The following is a 16625-nucleotide window of genomic DNA, read 5'->3' on the forward strand; positions in this document are numbered from 1 at the left end:
TACAATGAAGCCATTCGGAAGAAATCATATCATTATTTCAGTGATCACTTTTGTGATTCTTTTTTTAATGAATTATATCGGTAATGATTTGCCAGATAAATTACAAAGAGCTTTAATGACTGCTTTTGCAGGAGTTGTCGGGCTAACTGTCGGGCTCTTTATCTTAAATAAGGGCAAAAATGACAAAAATCCGCCCCAAAATTTTGATTAATTAATCTTCATATACCACATATCGGGTTCTGATTTTTTCGAAACTTTCCAGATCTTTTTTCCATGAAGCTTTAATTTCAGGAATTGATTTTCCATCAATGATCTGTTTTCTGAATTCATCAGTCCCGGATAAGGTATCGAACCAAAGGTTTTTCAGGAAGAAATCCTGCTGAGGGTTTTTGTAATTCTGATAGGCTTTAATGACCCATTCAAGATTCAATTCTCTTAAATCATTAGGATAACTGGAAAGGTTTTCACCATAGCATAATTTCCCGTTCAGAAATGGGTCTTTAGCACCATAACTTGGCTTAGGAGTAAACTGATAAGGAAGGTTTTCTGTCCATGGGGAACCATAAATCTGGAAAGGAAGATCTGTTCCTCTTCCTACGGAAACCTGAGTACCTTCAAAAAAGCACAGGCTTGGATATAAATTTATAGCTTTATCATTGGGTAAATTAGGAGAAGGTTTATCAAGTATCGGGTAACGTTGTTTTTTATGATAATTCTTCATCGGAATCAATGTGTATTTGGTCTGAACACCATTTTTCAGCCATTTCTCACCATTCACCATTTTTCCATACTCTCCTATCGTCAATCCATATACAACAGGAACTTCATGTAATCCTACAAAGCTGGTCCATTTTTTTTTCAAAACAGGTCCGTCTGTATATCCATCATGTGGATTAGGACGATCTAATACCATCACCTCAACATTATTTTCAGCACCCGCTTCCATCAGATAAGACAATGTAGAAATATAAGTATAGAACCTCACTCCCACATCCTGAATATCAAAAACGACAATATCAATTCCAGAAAGCTGTTCAGGCTTTGGTTTTTTATTATTGCCATACAGAGAAACAATGGGAATTCCAGTTTTTACATCTACCCCGTTTTTCACTTTTGCACCGGCATCAGCATCTCCTCTGAAACCATGTTCGGGAGCAAAAATCGACTTGATCTTAATTCCGTTTTTTACCAGAAAATCGACCAAATAAGTTTTGTCACTCATCAAACCTGTCTGATTGGTTACCACACCAATTGTTTTACCTTTTAACAGGGGTAAATAGATTTCAGGTTGGTCTGCGCCAGTTTTAAAATCCGATTGAACTTGAGTCTGAGAATAATATTGGTTGAATACTCCTAAAAAAATTAGGCAAATCAGAAGTAAATTTTTAATTTTGAAATCTAAATTCATAAGCTTGAAATTTCCTTTATATTTCTCTAGAAAAATAGCATTTTCCAAAGATAACAAAAATAACCTTTCAAGGGTTATCATCTTCATTGGCAGGCTTTCCGTAGCATTAGGAATTATTGTTTCCTTAATTACCGTAGCCACCGGTTTTGGTTCCAAAAAAGCTATCAAAGAGAGGCTGGCAGATTTTAGCGGACATATAACGGTAAGATCTACCCGATCAAATTCTTCATACAATACTTCCGTACTGGATAATCAGGGGTTGAATATTGCCAAAATAAAAGAACTTCCGGATGTAGAAAGCGTCCAAAAATATGTAACAGTTACCGGAATTATGCGTAATGAGCACAATTTCGCAGGAATTATATTTAAAGGTATTGGAAAAGATTTCGACAGTTTAAGATTCAAAAAGTTCCTTATTGAAGGAACTACCCCGAAAGTAACAGAAAAAGGCTTTAACAATGATGTTGCTATTTCACAAAAAGTAGCTAAAGATCTTCATCTTAAATTGAATGACAGCATTGTTACCGTATTTTTAAAAGCAGATCAAAAACCACTTTACCGTAAATTCAGAGTGATTGGTATTTACAGAACAGATATCAAACTGATTGATGAACAATTTGTTATTGGAGGAATCAATCATGCAAGAAAAATTCAGGATATGAAACCTGATGAAATTGGCGGTATTGATATCTTTCTGAAAAATGTAAATGACATCGACAAAGATTTTCCAGACATTGAAAAACTGATCGGTTATAAAAACTATGCTGAAAAAGCAACAGAAAAATTCCCTCAGATTACGGACTGGATCAGTATTTTTGATACCAATATTGCCCTGATCATCATCATCATGCTGATTGTTGTGGTAATTAATATTATCATGGTTCTTCTAATTCTTATTATTGAAAGAACCAATTCTATTGGTCTTCTAAAAACATTAGGAGCAAGCAATTCACAGATAAGAGCTACTTTCATCAATTATACCCTGATTATTATGATTCCGGGACTTTTGTATGGAAATGCTATCGGTTTAGGACTTATTTTGATCCAAAAATTCTTTGGAGTGATCAAACTTAATCCGGAAAACTATTATGTAAGTACGGTTCCAGTAGACCTTAATCCAATTGCGATTATCTCTATTTCTGTGGGAATCCTTATTATCTCAGGATTGGCTTTGATTATTCCGAGCTACCTGATCAGTAAGATTTCTCCGGTGAAAGCGATTAAGTACAACTAACAGGATAATTGATAATTGATAATTGATAATTGATAATTGATAATTGATAATTGATAATTGAAAGTTACAGCTTGTATTTGAGCTGATTTCACAGTTACCCACAACTTATCAACATGTTATCCACAGTGCAGATAATTTTAAAAGCCTTATCTTTGCGCCGCTTATAAAACATTTATGAAATACGCAAAAAATATCCTTGAAACTATAGGTAACACACCGCTGGTAAAACTTAACAAAGTATTAGGTGAAGATTTTCCGGCATTAGTATTAGCAAAAGTAGAGACCTTCAATCCTGGAAACTCAGTAAAGGACAGAATGGCTCTTAAAATGATAGAAGATGCCGAAAAAGACGGCAGATTAAAACCTGGAGGAACTATTATCGAAGGAACTTCTGGAAATACAGGAATGGGACTGGCATTGGCTGCGATCATCAAAGGGTACAAATGTATCTTTGTGACCAATTCAAAACAGTCAAAAGAAAAATGCGATATTCTTCGTGCGGTAGGAGCTGAAGTAATCGTTTGTCCTACTGATGTGAAACCTACCGATCCACGTTCTTATTATTCGGTTTCCAAAAGACTGGCAAAAGAAACGGAAAACGGATGGTATGTAAACCAATATGACAACTTATCCAACAGAGCGGCTCATTACGAATCTACCGCTCCGGAAATCTGGGAACAGACTGAGGGGAAACTAACTCACTTTGTGGTAGGAGCCGGAACAGGAGGTACGATCACAGGATGTGGAACATTCTTCAAAGAAAAAAATCAGGACATTAAAGTAATCGGAGTTGATACTTATGGTTCTATTCTGAAGGAATTCCACGAAACAGGTGAATTGCATTACGATCATGCTTACACTTATATTACAGAAGGAATCGGGGAAGATATTATTCCTGAAAACTATGATATGTCTGTAATTGACCACTTTGAAAAAGTAACGGATAAAGATGGTGCTATCTATGCAAGAAAACTGGCAAAAGAAGAAGGTATCTTCTGCGGATATTCTGCCGGAAGTGCTATTGCATCATTGATCCAAATGAAAGATCAGTTCACGAAAGATGATGTAATTGTTGTTTTACTTCATGACCACGGTTCAAGATATGTAGGAAAGATCTACAATGACGAGTGGATGAAGGAAATGGGATGGCTGGAAGAAAGCAAATAAGCTAGCTTATACATAAAAAAAAACGGAGCAAAATAATTTTGTTCCGTTTTTTTTATTGATCGATTTTCACTTTCTCTTTCAATGTATTCTTGAGAAAACTATATTCTTTCTCGCTCATTGATTTTCTGGGAAACATATAGTTGTATTTTCCTTCAAGAGAAATAAATTCATGAGTGCTATCGAAGTATTCAAAATCTTTCCATTCGCTGGTTTCTTTTTCACCATCAATATTCACTGTGAAAAAGTTATTATCAAATCTGATTTCGTATACTTTGCATTTTTCAAGTACATTTAGGTAATGATTCACCTGTTTTTTCCATCTTGATACTTTATTAACGCTGACGGATAAAAAAACGGCACAAAGCAAAAATATAAAACTCAGGAAGTATAAAATACCTGCATTTTCTTTACTCAAAAGATCTTTTAAAAGAAAAACAATGAAAACAATCACTGCTGCTGCAATAGTAACAATGGTTTTACTTTTCGTTGTAGGTGAAAAAAGCAGACTTCCCTGATTACCGCTAAAATAAATATCTTCAAAAATCTTTCTGTCTGGTTTTAGTGTAATCACCTTTTCTTCATTCATAATTATAGAGTTTGCTTTAAAAAGCTACAAAACTAAACTAAATATCTTCATATTGATCACTTATTGCAGAAAGTTTATTCATTAGTTCTCTGTTTCTGCGGTTCAGAGCATCCAGTTTTTTCAGCATATTATAAATCACTTCAAGACCCGGCAGATTAATTTCAAGATCATAATGCCAGTTGGCAAATTTTTCCAGATCAGGCAGATCTTCATACATCAGATAATGAATATTATTTTCGATATGGATATTCAATAGCCCATAGTCTACAAGTTCATCAAAAAAAGTGATTTCTATATTATAGATTTTTACGAGTTCTTCCCGTGATATTCTTTCACTCATAGCTTAGGAATTTTTTAATTGTTCAAAAAGTTCTTTCTGCTTTTCAGTAAGGTTGGTAGGCAGTTTCACTTCGTAGGTTACAAAAAGATCTCCGTGTTCTCCTTCTTTTTTATAGACAGGAAAACCTTTTCCTTTCAGTCTTACCGTCATTCCGGTTTGGGTTTCAGGTTTTACTTTAAGGTTTACACTTCCTTCCAGCGTGTTTACTTTCACTTCTCCTCCTAAAACGGCAGTGTACAGATCAACCACTACTTTGGTTTTCAGATCATCACCAATTCTCTCAAAATCCGGATCGGCCGGAATATTGAAGGTAATGTATAAATCTCCGCTCGGACCTCCGTTTGCTCCCGGATTTCCATGGCCTTTCAATTTGATCTGCTGTCCGTCATACACTCCGGCCGGAATGGTGATTCTTACTTTCTTGCCATTGATATCAAAAGTTTGCGGATGAGTTTTTGCAGCATCCCTTAAATTTAAAGTAAGTTCAGCCTTTATATCCTGACCTTTGAATTTACCGGAAGCTCTTCCTCTCGAACTTTTACCGAATCCGCCACCTTCTCCACCGAACATATTCTGGAAGAAATCTGAGAAATCTTCCCCTTCACCAAAGTCTGCACCAGAATAGCCTCTGTTGTAGCTTTGCTGCTGATACTGTCTTTGCTGTTGCTGTTGGGCTTTTTCGTATTCTTCGCCGTGCTTCCAGTTTTCTCCGTACTTGTCATATTTTGACCTGTTTTCCGGATTACTGAGCACTTCATTAGCTTCATTCAGTTCTTTGAATTTCTTTTCTGCTTCTTTGTCTCCGGGATTGAGATCGGGATGATGTTTTCTTGCCTGTTTTCGGTAAGCTTTTTTGATATCATCCTGTGTTGCGCTTTTATCTACGCCTAAAATTTTATAATAATCTATATAAGCCATAGAAATGAGGTTTACTCAAATTTATGAATTTTAGGTCTGAAAATTGCATAACAGAATGTTAAAAATAAACCTATCTTTGATAAAAAGCCCCACATGAAAGAGGTACTGAAAAACTACTCCGGAATCATATTTTTACTTTTGGGAATCACTATTGGAAGCATCATTGGAATTGTCGCCCCAGGAATTGTGGAATCCATTAAACCTTTGGGAGATATTTTTCTGAATCTTCTTTTCGTGAGTGTAGTTCCTTTGGTATTTTTTGCCGTATCCAATTCTATTGCTTCTCTGGAGCAGCAGTCAAAATTTGGTAAAATCATTCTTGTGATGGCACTTACCTTTTTATTCTTTATTCTCACGGCAGCAGTGTTTACGATCTGTGCAGTCTATCTTTTCCCGGTTTCAGGAGTTTCCGGAAGCTCTGAGATCATTTCCGAAGCAGCTAATGAAGACAGCTGGGGTAACAGAATTGTAAGCTTCTTTACTGTAGGAGAATTCACTGAGCTTTTCTCAAGAAGAAATATGTTGGCTCTTTTGGTATTTGCTTTTTTAACAGGATTTGCAGCCAGAAAAACGGGTGAGCAAGGACAGCCTTTCAGAGTTTTTATTGCTTCAGGATATGAAGTAATGAAAGAACTTCTTCTATTGGTGATGAAACTTGCACCCATTGGTTTAGGTGCCTATTTTGCTTATCAGGTGGCGACTTTGGGACCTCAGCTTTTCGGATTTTATGCAAAGCCTCTGGGACTTTATTATATTGCAGGAATTATTTATTTTCTTGTATTCTTTTCTATTTATGCGTTTATGGCCAATGGGCAGAAAGGAGTTAAAAGCTTCTGGACGAATGCGATCTACCCTACTTTAACTGCAATAAGTACCTGCAGCAGTTTTGCAACGATGCCGGCCAATTTACAGGCAGCTTCAAAAATCGGAATTCCGAATTCTATTGCCAATCTGGTCATTCCTATTGGAACCACGTTGCATAAGAATGGATCTTCCATGTCTTCTATTATTAAGATCTATGTAGCTTTTTTAATTATTGGAAGAGATTTTTTCGATCCTGCCAACCTGCTTCTAGCTTTGGGAATTACCGTTTTTGTGAGTATTGTAGCCGGTGGGATTCCTAATGGTGGATATATTGGTGAAATGCTGATGATTTCTGTGTATAAACTCCCTCAGGAAGCTATTCCTGCTGTGATGATCATCGGGACTTTGGTAGATCCTCTGGCAACCGTTCTAAATGCTGTAGGAGATATCGTCTCCGCCATGTTTGTCAACCGGTTTGTGAAGGTCTGACCATAGTTTAAACATTTTTCTTTTAACCCATGAACTCATTTTTCAAAAGCATTGGCTTATATAACAGTCTGAATGTTGATCTCGATATCAACAGCACTGAACTTACACAAAGATTGTGGAAAATAACCTACAAAACCAATAATACTTTCATATCCTGGGAAAAGGATTCTTCCATTCCTACACGGTTTGAATATCGTGGAATGATTGAATCAAACCATTTTAAGATACGAAGAAGAACAAGACTCTTTGACATGAATAAAAACAACCCCATATTTCAAGGAACTATTTCTGATAAAAATGGAAAATCATCCGTTGCTATAGAATTTTTTCCATCATGGCTTCAGATTCTGAATTGGTTTTTCATTCTGTGCTTTTGTTTAATTCTGATTTTTGTAAACACAAGAGGTGATCAAAAGGATTACATGTTTATAGTAATTGCTATAGCGATTACTGTGACTCAGTATTTCATTTTAAAAAGGGGAATTTCAAGAGGTAAATACGAATTTGAAAGAGAGCTTATTTATATCGCTCAAAAGCCTTAATATTAAATCCTACTCACTGCGTCTTACAGGTTCCAGATTTTCATATTCTTCGGAAGTGAAAAGTCTGTAGTGAACTTTAAAAGTTTTGCCTAAAGGAGTTTCCAGTGAAAAACCGCCGGGTCCGAAACCATCTGTAACATCCAATGTAAAGTGTGAATATTTCCAGTATTCGAAAAGATCGCGGTCTATCCAGAACTCATATCCGTTAATGGTACCAATCATAGCATCATTCATTCTGGGAAAGAATCCTCCTTTTTCAAAACATTGCGGCTGGGTTCCTTCACAACATCCACCTGCCTGATAAAACATCAAAGGGCCGTATTGGTCTTCCAGCTTGTGTATTACTTCAAGTGCCTGTTCCGTTGCGGAAAGTCTTGGTATTTTTGTTTCCATTGTTTTTATTTTAGTTTAATACAAACCTTATATTGATAAAAAATCCCGGTAAAATAAATCTAACCGGGATCCCACAACACATCATCAATTAATTTGAACCGGCAATATCTAAAACGATTCTGCCATCAATTTGACCTTTTTTCATTTTATCAAAAACATCATTGATATCTTCTAATTTTGCGGAAGTGACTGTAGCTTTCACCAATCCTTCATTGGCAAAGTCCAATGCTTCCTGCAAATCTTTTCTTGTTCCTACAATAGAACCTCTGACAGTAATTCTTTTCAGAACTGTTTCAAAAATGGGGAGTTCAAAAGATCCGGGAGGAAGGCCATTCAGAGCGATAGTTCCCTTTCTTCTTAACACATCTATTCCCTGTTTGAAAGCAATAGGTGAAACGGCAGTAATCAATGCGCCGTGCATTCCGCCAACTTCTTTATGTAAATATTCTCCAGGATCTGTGTTTTTTGCATTCACTACAAGGTCTGCTCCTAATTTTTTCGCCAGTTCAAGCTTATCATCTGCTACATCAATGGCCGCTACATGCATACCCATTGCTTTAGCATACTGAACGGCTACGTGTCCCAGCCCTCCGATTCCTGAGATGGCAACCCATTCTCCGGGTTTTGTTTCTGTTTCTTTCAATCCTTTGTAAACCGTTACTCCGGCACATAATATGGGGGCAATTTCAAGAAAATTAACATCAGATTTCAAATGTCCAACGTATCTTGAATCTGCAATGACATATTCTGCAAATCCTCCATCTACACTATACCCTCCATTTTTCTGTGCTTCACAAAGGGTTTCCCACCCTGTGATACAATAATCGCAGCATCCGCAAGCACTGTACAACCATGGAACTCCTACGGCGTCTCCTTCTTTTACGAAAGCTTCCGGTCCGCAAGCTACCACAATACCTACTCCTTCATGTCCGGGGATTAAAGGCATTTTGGGTTTTGCTGGCCAGTCGCCGTCTACCGCATGTAAGTCTGTATGGCAGACTCCACAGGCAATTACTTTGACAAGGACTTCATATCTTCCGGGTTCTCTTACAGGTACTTCTTCTATTTTCAGGGGTTGGCCATAGCCCTGAACTACTGCCGCTTTCATTGTTTTTGGAATCATATCTTATTTTTTGGATTGAGTTATTTGGGATTATTAGTTTTTATCTCCACTTTTAAACAGAGAATTTCTCTGCGTGAGGGATAGGAAGGGCGGCGAGGAACGAGCCGGTGCAGAATGCAATAGAGCACCGAAACGAAGTGCAGCCCTGGATAGCCCGACCGATTTGCCCTGGACAACGCCAAGGCAAGCGGACACGTTCTAAATAAATATTAAAAGAAACCTAACTTATTCTTGTTATAAGAAATCAGCATGTTTTTGGTTTGACGATAATGGTCGAGCATCATTTTATGGTTTTCTCTTCCGATTCCTGACTGCTTGTAACCTCCGAAAGGTGCTCCGGCCGGATAAGAGTGATATTGGTTTACCCATACTCTTCCTGCTTCAATCTGGCGTGGAATATTGTACAGCTGGTGAGCATCTCTTGTCCACACTCCTGCCCCAAGCCCGTAAATGGTATCATTGGCAATTTTGACAGCTTCTTCTTCATCTTTGAACGTGGTAAATGCCAGTACGGGACCGAAAATTTCTTCCTGGAAAATTCTCATTCTGTTGTTTCCTTTGAAGATCGTAGGTTGGATGTAGTATCCTTCTTCCAGGTCTTCTCCCAGATGGTTTACTTCTCCTCCAACAAGCACTTCTGCACCTTCTTCTTTCCCAAGCTGAATGTAAGAAAGGATTTTATCTTTCTGAATCTTTGAAGCCTGTGCTCCCATCATTACGGTTTTGTCCAGTGGATTTCCAACTTTGATAGCTTTTACTCTTTCAATAACTCTTTCGATGAAGGCATCTGCAATACCTTCCTGAACCAGTAATCTTGACGGGCATGTACAAATCTCTCCCTGATTAAGAGCAAAAAGCACCGCTCCTTCTATTGCTTTATCTAAAAATTCATCATCAGCATCCATTACAGAATTGAAGAAAACGTTTGGTGACTTCCCTCCCAATTCCAGCGTAACCGGAATGATATTTTCCGTAGCATACTGCATTACAAGACGTCCTGTAGCAGTAGACCCGGTAAATGCTGCTTTTGCCACTTTCGGATTGGTAACGAGGGCTCTTCCTAGTTCTGCTCCGAAACCGTTGACAATATTAATAACTCCTGCCGGTAAAAGGTCACCGATAAGCTCCATTAAAACCATAATGGAAACAGGAGTACTTTCTGCTGGTTTCAACACGACACAGTTTCCAGCTGCTAATGCCGGAGCCAGTTTCCAAACTGCCATTAATATTGGGAAGTTCCAAGGGATGATCTGTGCGATAACACCAAGAGGTTCATGAACAATCAGAGATACGGTATCTTTGTCCAGTTCGTTATGAGATCCTTCATCAGCACGAATTACGGAAGCAAAATATCTGAAGTGATCAATGGCTAAAGGTAAATCTGCTGCCAGCGTTTCTCTTACGGCCTTTCCGTTGTCTATTGTTTCTACGATGGCAAGATATTCTAAATTCTGTTCTATTCTGTCTGCAATTTTATTCAGAATGATGCTTCTTTCCGTAGAGGAAGTATTTTTCCATGTTTGAAAAGCTTTTTCAGCAGCATCTACAGCCAGTTCCAAATCTTCTTTGGAAGAATGTGCTACCTGGGTAAAGTTTTTTCCGTCCACCGGAGAAACTACATCAAAATATTGTCCTTTAACGGGTGGAGTGAATTTTCCGTCAATATAATTGTCATACCTGCTTTTAAACTCTGGACGCTGTAAAAGCGTTGTTGATCTTGGTTCTGTAATAGTGCTCATATTAGTATTGTTTTTATTTTTCGATATTGCCAAATTACACAGAGAAGCCAAAAAGAGTATAGCACAATCGTATAAAAAAAGTGTAAAATAGTGCAGAGGGTTCAATTTTAGTATTTTATTAACAGCAACGTACTCTCAAATTTTCTATATTTGAGTTACTTCCGATTCAAAAATTTTTAGAAATGAATAACAATAGTAAGATATTATTAAATACTCCTGAATTACGTAAGGAAAACCAACTATTGAGTCTTGTTGAAAACCAGACGAAATTCAATCTAAACAATTGTGAATTTAGTATTTATGAAACCCATAAGGCTGCTTTTGACGTAAAACTTCATTTTGAAAATATTGCGTTTACGGCCATGCTAAGAGGAAAGAAGCACATGAAACTGGATAAAAAGACTAATTACTTTGATTATTATCCGGGAGAAAGTATTCTCGTTGCTCCGGGAGAAACGATGGTGATTGATTTTCCTGAAGCGGATGAAACGCCTACACAATGTATTTCTTTAAGTCTTAATCCGGACTTTATTGAAGATTCTCTCAATTATCTCAACTATAATCTTCCTAAAGTGGATGAAACTTCACAATGGAATATTCAGCTGGATGAGTATTTCCTGTTTAACAATAAAGCTCTTGCTTCTGCGACCAACAATATCATGAGAATTGCTATGGATGATAATTCTCAAAAGGATATCATGGCAGATTTTGCATTGAAGGAGCTTCTGATCAGATTAATGCAGACCCAGGCCAGAAGTATGGTAGAAAAGAATATCGTTAAGAATAAATCGAGAATAGGCTTTGTAGTGGATTATATTAAAAGAAATCTGCATCAGAAATTATCTATTGACAGCATCGCCAAACTGGCTTATGTAAGTAAGTCGAATTTCTTTAAAATGTTCAAAGACGAACTGGGAACTTCCCCTAATGACTTTATTCTGCAGGAAAGAATCAATAGAGCAAAAGAATTACTTTCCAGCCAGATCAGCATCAAGGAAACAGCTTTTCAGACTGGGTTTTCAGATACGAATTATTTTTCAAGAGTATTTAAGCAGCTGGAAGGTGTAACTCCTAAAAATTATCAGGACAGAACATTCCTACGATAATTTCACAAAAAAAGAGCCCCGTTACCGGGACTCTTCTTAAAAAATATATTAAAATTAAATCTTAATATTTGTCATTCTGCTTAACGTTCGGGTTAGCAGAGATTTCTCTGATTGGAATAGGTAATGTATATCTGTAATCACCATTTGGAAGATTTTTCACATCGATAATATCATCCGTAGGGTTTCTGTCCATAGATACATTAGCTGCTACAGCAAGTCTCTTAAGGTCTATGAAACGGTGCCCTTCAAGTGCTAATTCCACTCTACGCTCCTTCAAGATATCTGCATAAGCTACTTGTGTGCTTGAATAAGTAGGTGTTGTAGCTGCTCCCTGGAAGTTTCTTGCTACTCTCACCTGCTGAATTCTATCGTGAGCTGCTGTAAGGTTTCCTGCCGCTACTTCAGCTTCTGCTATGATGAAGTACATTTCTGACAATCTGAAAACTTTTACGTCATTTCTTGTCGCTGTACTTGTTTTACCAGGATATTTGTCAATAACCAATCCGTCAGTTCTGGTATTTCCTCCTGTTGCAGCTGCATAATTTGGATTTGGTTTTGATGAAGGATCTACGTAAGCATATTTTCTAATATCTCCTGGAGTATTTTTAAATAGGTTATATAGGTTTCTTCCCCAGAACCACATTGGCGCCCCACTAAGGTTAGACTGGTTGGTATTCCATTTTCCTCCAATAGCAGCACCTGCTCCTAAAGGAAGTCTGTTTAGAGAGAAAATAGATTCTCCATTTTCAGTATCTGCCCACATTCTTCTGTATGGGTTGAAAGAACCTCCTGCAATACCATTTCCACTTTTCTCATCAATTCCTCCATAGAATGCAATATTCCACTTGTCGGTAGTAGGTTCACTAAAAGGTCCGGATTGGAAAACAGAACCATCAGCTTCAGTAACTGGTACTGCAGCATTGTTACCTGTGATTGGAGTAGCAATTGTAAGAGAAAGGCCAGATCCGTTGATTACTGATTCTGCATTTTGCTTAGCCAATGCCATTTCACCTCTGTAAAGGTTAAAACGAGCAGCTACAGCGTTTACAAAATTCTTATCTACCTTATATCTTCTTGGAGTTGTAGCGTTTTCTAAGATTCCTCTTGCATAGTCTAAATCAGCATTGATGAAATCATATACATCCTGATTTTTTGCTCTTGGCAATTGTGCTTCAGTAGAAGGAACATCTTTTAAAAGGATAACTCCTAAAGCATTAGGGTTTTTCATATCACTAGAGAAATAAGCCTCTAACTGTACATAACAATATGCTCTGATAGCTCTTGCCTGTGCAAGGATTGCATTGTATGTATTTTTCTCTTCTGCAGAAGCAGGGGTAATATTCTTCGCTCCTTCAAGAAGTCTGTTGACTCTGTTGATTACTCTATAGTTATTCAACCAGATTCCGTCACTCGCAACAGTGCCTACTGTTCCTCCTGTAATAACAGCACTGGATGGATCAAGGAAATGTCTGTGCAGCGTATATTCCTGTCCTCCACTACCAGATCCTGGTTTTACTTCGTCTGTAAAAACAGCGGTGAAATAGATCTCGTCAATTGGGTCTAACTGAGCGTATACAGATCCATTCAAAATATCATTAAGATTAGCTACACTTGTATACAGGTCCTGTCCTTCTAATTGTCCTGCCTGCTTTATATCTAGTGCATCCTGACAGCTGTTCAGCGTAAATGCTGCAGATGATAGGGTTGCTACAACTAATATTGTGTTTATAATTCTTTTCATAATTCTTCTCTATTAAAAATCAACATTTAAACCTACAGATACGGTTTTTGGGTTAGGGTAAACATTTAGTGAATACGAGGTAATCGGCTCCGGATCAAATCCTTTCCAATCTGTCCATGTATAAAGGTTTTCTGCCTGAACAAATACTTTGATTCCTTTTACCGGTAGTTTACCTAACTGGCTTTTGCTGAAGTTATATCCTATAGAGATATTCTTAAGTCTGATAAAATCTGATCTGTGTAAGAATCTGTCTGAAGAACCTAAGCTAAGGTTGCTCGCTTTTAATGCAGGTACATCAGTATCTCTGTTATCAGGAGTCCAAGCGTTTAATAAATCTGCTGAAAGGTTTCTTGTTCCAGCAGCACTTGGATCCATAATCCATGACTGTAAGTTATCATAGATCCATCCTCCTTGTTGGAAAGAGAATAACGTATCAAGGAACCAGCCTTTGTGTTGTAAGTTGAATCCGAAACCTCCTGTAAACTTAGCATATCTTGATTTTCCTGTCAATACTCTGTCTGCAGATGTCGGAGCCTCAGTGATGTTTCCGTTTTTATCTAAAAACTGTAAGTTTCCGTTATCACGGTTTACACCAACGTATGAATATAGCTGATACTGACCAGCAGGTCCTCCGATAGCATTTACAACATCTCCTGCAAGGTTTTCGCTGTTCATAGAAACAATCTTGTTAGAGTTGTATGCACCGTTAACGAAAACAGAGAATCTTGTATTTTCGTTTCTGATCACGTTATACTTGATCATCCCTTCAATACCTTTGTTATCAAGAACTCCATCATTACCTCTGATTGAGTAATACCCCGTAACTGATGATTTTTGAAGGTCATTGAACATTCTTGATGTTCTTTTCTGATAGTAATCAACGCTACCTTCAACCAATCCTTTATAGTTGAAATCCAATCCGATGTTGCTTTGTTTTACCTGCTCCCACTCTAAGTAAGGGTTTGATAAGTTAACAAAGTTATATCCTAATAAATTCTGGTATCCTGAGAAACCGTTATAAAGATCAAGGAAGTTGTTTGGAAGAAGCGCTAATGGGTTTTGGTTATCACTAGCAATTCCTAAGTTCTGGTTACCTGTAGTACCAATTGAAGCTCTCAACTTAAGTAATCTGAATCCGGAATTAGCCATGAATTCTTCTTTGTCAATATTCCATCTTGCTGCTACTGACCAGAAAGTCTCCCATCTGTTGGTAGGAAGGAAACGGTAAGAACCATCTCTTCTTACAACTCCACTTACTCCATATTTATCTTTGTAATCGTAGTCTGCTGTTGCAAAATAAGCTAATGTACCAGCAGTTACTTTTGTAGCACTGTTAGAAGGTCTATAGATGTTTGGTGTATCCGGGTTAAATGGAATATAACCAGTTCCTGCACCGAATTCCCATTGTAATGGGTTCAGACCATTTTGTCTTTGGCTTGTTGAGCTTACGTGCGCCTTGATATAATCCAAGTAAGCACCAGCACTAATTGTGTGATCTCCAAAAGATTTGTTGAATGAAATATTCGTAATACTGTTGAAAGTCAAATCTCTTGTTGTTGAGAAGTCTTCGAATCCTCCATATGTAGATCCATCTCCTTTAGCTACACTGATAGCAAGGTATCCTAGTGGTGATCTTGCGAAGTTTCTTTCGTATTGCTTATACTCAATACCTGTTCTGTTTCCAACGCTTAAATAATCTGTAATTTTATAGTTTACGTTCGCATTGGCAGAGATACTTAATTCTGTAAATCTGTTTCTGATTCCTCCATTAATGTTATCCTGAAGAATCCAGTGTCTGTTGTTAGTTGCATCTCCTTTAATAGCGTTATACAACTCTTGCCCATTTGCATATGGAGAAGGTGTTGCATATGGTAATGAAAGAACACCTCCGAATAAAGGATTCTGAAGCGTATTGTTGGAAATACCTGTGTTCGTTTCATCGTCCAGCTGGTTTCTTCTGGAATATCCTAACCCCATGATAGCCCCGAAAGTTAATTTTCCGTCTTTAGACTTACCATTAAGGTTATTTCTCATCGTAAATCTCTTGAAGTCTGTAGATCTTACAGTACCTTCACTATCAAGATATCCTAGAGATAAGAAGTTATTGATGTTTTCCCCACCACCTGTAATTGAAAGGTTGTGCTGCTGAGAAATACCGATACGGGTAAATTGTTTACTCCAGTCTGTATTAGTACCCCAGTTATTGATCTGATCCTGAGATAAAGTATTACCTTTACCCGTTCCTAAAGTCTTTTGAAGCTGTAAAAGCTGTCTACCATCTGACATGTTATAGTCAGAAGTTGGTAATTTACTGAACGAAGTTAATGCATCGTAAGATACCTTCAGTCCAGAGTTGAATTTTCCTCCTTTAGTCGTAATTACTACAACTCCGTTCGCAGCTCTGTTACCATAGATAGCAGTTGCCTGAGCATCTTTCAGGATACTGAACGTATCAATGTCATAAGAGTTCAGGTTTCTGAACTGAGAACCGGAAGTAATTACTCCATCCACAACATATAAAGGATCTGTAGAACCGTTAAGGGAACTCGCACCTCTGATCAAAATGTTGAATTTTCCAGAACCTGGAGATCCAGATGCTGAATTCACTACTATCCCGGGAGCAGTACCCTGAATCGAGTTCAGTACCGAGATATTAGGTCTGTTTTCTAAGGTTTCAGCACCAACAGTAACCGAAGATGTAGTGGTTTTCGCTTTAGTAGCAGTCTTGCTATAACCTAAAACCACAACTTCCTCCAGTTTTGTCTCCTTGTCCTTACTGTTCTTAGAGTCCTTTTCCTGAGCTAATACAGTCTGTCCTGTAAAAAACAGAACACCGACTGTCAAAACGCTTAATTTCACATTCATATTAACAGATTTTAATATATTCAAGGGACAAATATGTCGATAAATATCTATACCATCAATTCATTAAACGCTGAAAACAGGCTTACAGAAAGGAGAGATTCACATCCATACTTAAAAAATAATGTAGAATCATTTTAATTACATTTAAAAAATTAACGAAAAATAAGCCA

Annotated in this window: 15 protein-coding genes; 6 read left to right on the forward strand and 9 right to left on the reverse strand. The window is 37.5% G+C overall.

All coding sequences use genetic code 11. The features are described from left to right. Positions 1 to 4 precede the first annotated feature (4 nt). The gene (locus CQ046_RS07830; RefSeq protein WP_105701723.1) at positions 5 to 211 is read left to right on the forward strand and encodes a hypothetical protein; all 207 of its coding nucleotides are present in this window, start codon (positions 5 to 7) and stop codon (positions 209 to 211) included. Here the strand turns inward: CQ046_RS07830 and CQ046_RS07835 are convergent, their stop codons facing one another. Further along, entirely contained in the window at positions 212 to 1408 is a 1197-nt protein-coding gene (locus tag CQ046_RS07835; RefSeq protein ID WP_105701804.1) for an exo-beta-N-acetylmuramidase NamZ domain-containing protein, read from the reverse strand. It lies immediately after the preceding gene. Positions 1409 to 1412: 4 nt separating this feature from the next. Between CQ046_RS07835 and CQ046_RS07840 the strand changes: the two genes are divergently transcribed. Together CQ046_RS07840 and CQ046_RS07845 are read left to right on the forward strand one after the other, a co-directional pair. Continuing rightward, on the forward strand, positions 1413 to 2642 hold the full coding sequence (locus CQ046_RS07840) for an ABC transporter permease (RefSeq protein ID WP_105701724.1): 1230 nt from the start codon (positions 1413 to 1415) through the stop codon (positions 2640 to 2642). A 174-nt stretch (positions 2643 to 2816) separates the two neighbouring features. Next, a complete protein-coding gene (locus CQ046_RS07845) occupies positions 2817 to 3809 on the forward strand; it encodes a PLP-dependent cysteine synthase family protein (RefSeq protein WP_105701725.1) in 993 nt (330 codons plus the stop codon). A gap of 52 nt (positions 3810 to 3861) precedes the next feature. Here the strand turns inward: CQ046_RS07845 and CQ046_RS07850 are convergent, their stop codons facing one another. Genes CQ046_RS07850 through CQ046_RS07860 form a run of 3 tightly spaced genes read right to left on the reverse strand, consistent with a single transcriptional unit; the run spans position 3862 to position 5653 of the window. Beyond that, positions 3862 to 4395: a hypothetical protein gene (locus CQ046_RS07850; RefSeq protein WP_105701726.1), complete on the reverse strand. Its 534-nt coding sequence runs from the start codon at positions 4393 to 4395 to the stop codon at positions 3862 to 3864. Between the two features lie 37 nt (positions 4396 to 4432). Then, a complete protein-coding gene (locus tag CQ046_RS07855) occupies positions 4433 to 4735 on the reverse strand; it encodes a chaperone modulator CbpM (RefSeq protein ID WP_105701727.1) in 303 nt (100 codons plus the stop codon). A 3-nt stretch (positions 4736 to 4738) separates the two neighbouring features. Next, positions 4739 to 5653, reverse strand: coding sequence for a DnaJ C-terminal domain-containing protein (locus CQ046_RS07860; protein ID WP_105701728.1), 915 nt, complete (start codon positions 5651 to 5653; stop codon positions 4739 to 4741). Between the two features lie 93 nt (positions 5654 to 5746). Between CQ046_RS07860 and CQ046_RS07865 the strand changes: the two genes are divergently transcribed. Both CQ046_RS07865 and CQ046_RS07870 read left to right on the forward strand, forming a co-directional pair. Further along, positions 5747 to 6946: a dicarboxylate/amino acid:cation symporter gene (locus CQ046_RS07865; protein WP_105701729.1), complete on the forward strand. Its 1200-nt coding sequence runs from the start codon at positions 5747 to 5749 to the stop codon at positions 6944 to 6946. 29 nt (positions 6947 to 6975) lie between these two features. Then, positions 6976 to 7488, forward strand: coding sequence for a hypothetical protein (locus tag CQ046_RS07870; RefSeq protein WP_105701730.1), 513 nt, complete (start codon positions 6976 to 6978; stop codon positions 7486 to 7488). A gap of 9 nt (positions 7489 to 7497) precedes the next feature. Here the strand turns inward: CQ046_RS07870 and CQ046_RS07875 are convergent, their stop codons facing one another. From CQ046_RS07875 to CQ046_RS07885, 3 genes are all read right to left on the reverse strand, one after another. Then, complete coding sequence (locus CQ046_RS07875; RefSeq protein WP_105701731.1) at positions 7498 to 7881, reverse strand: DUF779 domain-containing protein; 384 nt, start codon at positions 7879 to 7881, stop codon at positions 7498 to 7500. An 88-nt stretch (positions 7882 to 7969) separates the two neighbouring features. Beyond that, positions 7970 to 9004, reverse strand: a complete 1035-nt coding sequence (gene adhP, locus CQ046_RS07880; protein ID WP_047434164.1) for an alcohol dehydrogenase AdhP — start codon at positions 9002 to 9004, stop codon at positions 7970 to 7972. 209 nt (positions 9005 to 9213) lie between these two features. After that, positions 9214 to 10743 (reverse strand): aldehyde dehydrogenase family protein, encoded by a 1530-nt coding sequence (locus CQ046_RS07885; protein ID WP_105701732.1) that lies wholly within the window; start codon positions 10741 to 10743, stop codon positions 9214 to 9216. Positions 10744 to 10925: 182 nt separating this feature from the next. Here CQ046_RS07885 and CQ046_RS07890 point away from each other — a divergent pair, with 182 nt between their 5' ends. Further along, positions 10926 to 11849 (forward strand): helix-turn-helix domain-containing protein, encoded by a 924-nt coding sequence (locus tag CQ046_RS07890; RefSeq protein WP_105701733.1) that lies wholly within the window; start codon positions 10926 to 10928, stop codon positions 11847 to 11849. 61 nt (positions 11850 to 11910) lie between these two features. Here the strand turns inward: CQ046_RS07890 and CQ046_RS07895 are convergent, their stop codons facing one another. Both CQ046_RS07895 and CQ046_RS07900 read right to left on the reverse strand, forming a co-directional pair. Next, a complete protein-coding gene (locus tag CQ046_RS07895; protein ID WP_105701734.1) occupies positions 11911 to 13590 on the reverse strand; it encodes a RagB/SusD family nutrient uptake outer membrane protein in 1680 nt (559 codons plus the stop codon). A 12-nt stretch (positions 13591 to 13602) separates the two neighbouring features. After that, positions 13603 to 16455 (reverse strand): SusC/RagA family TonB-linked outer membrane protein, encoded by a 2853-nt coding sequence (locus CQ046_RS07900; protein WP_105701735.1) that lies wholly within the window; start codon positions 16453 to 16455, stop codon positions 13603 to 13605. Positions 16456 to 16625 lie beyond the last annotated feature (170 nt).

Origin of the sequence: Chryseobacterium sp. MYb7, from assembly GCF_002979455.1 — a bacterium.
Taxonomy (GTDB): Bacteria; Bacteroidota; Bacteroidia; order Flavobacteriales; family Weeksellaceae; genus Chryseobacterium.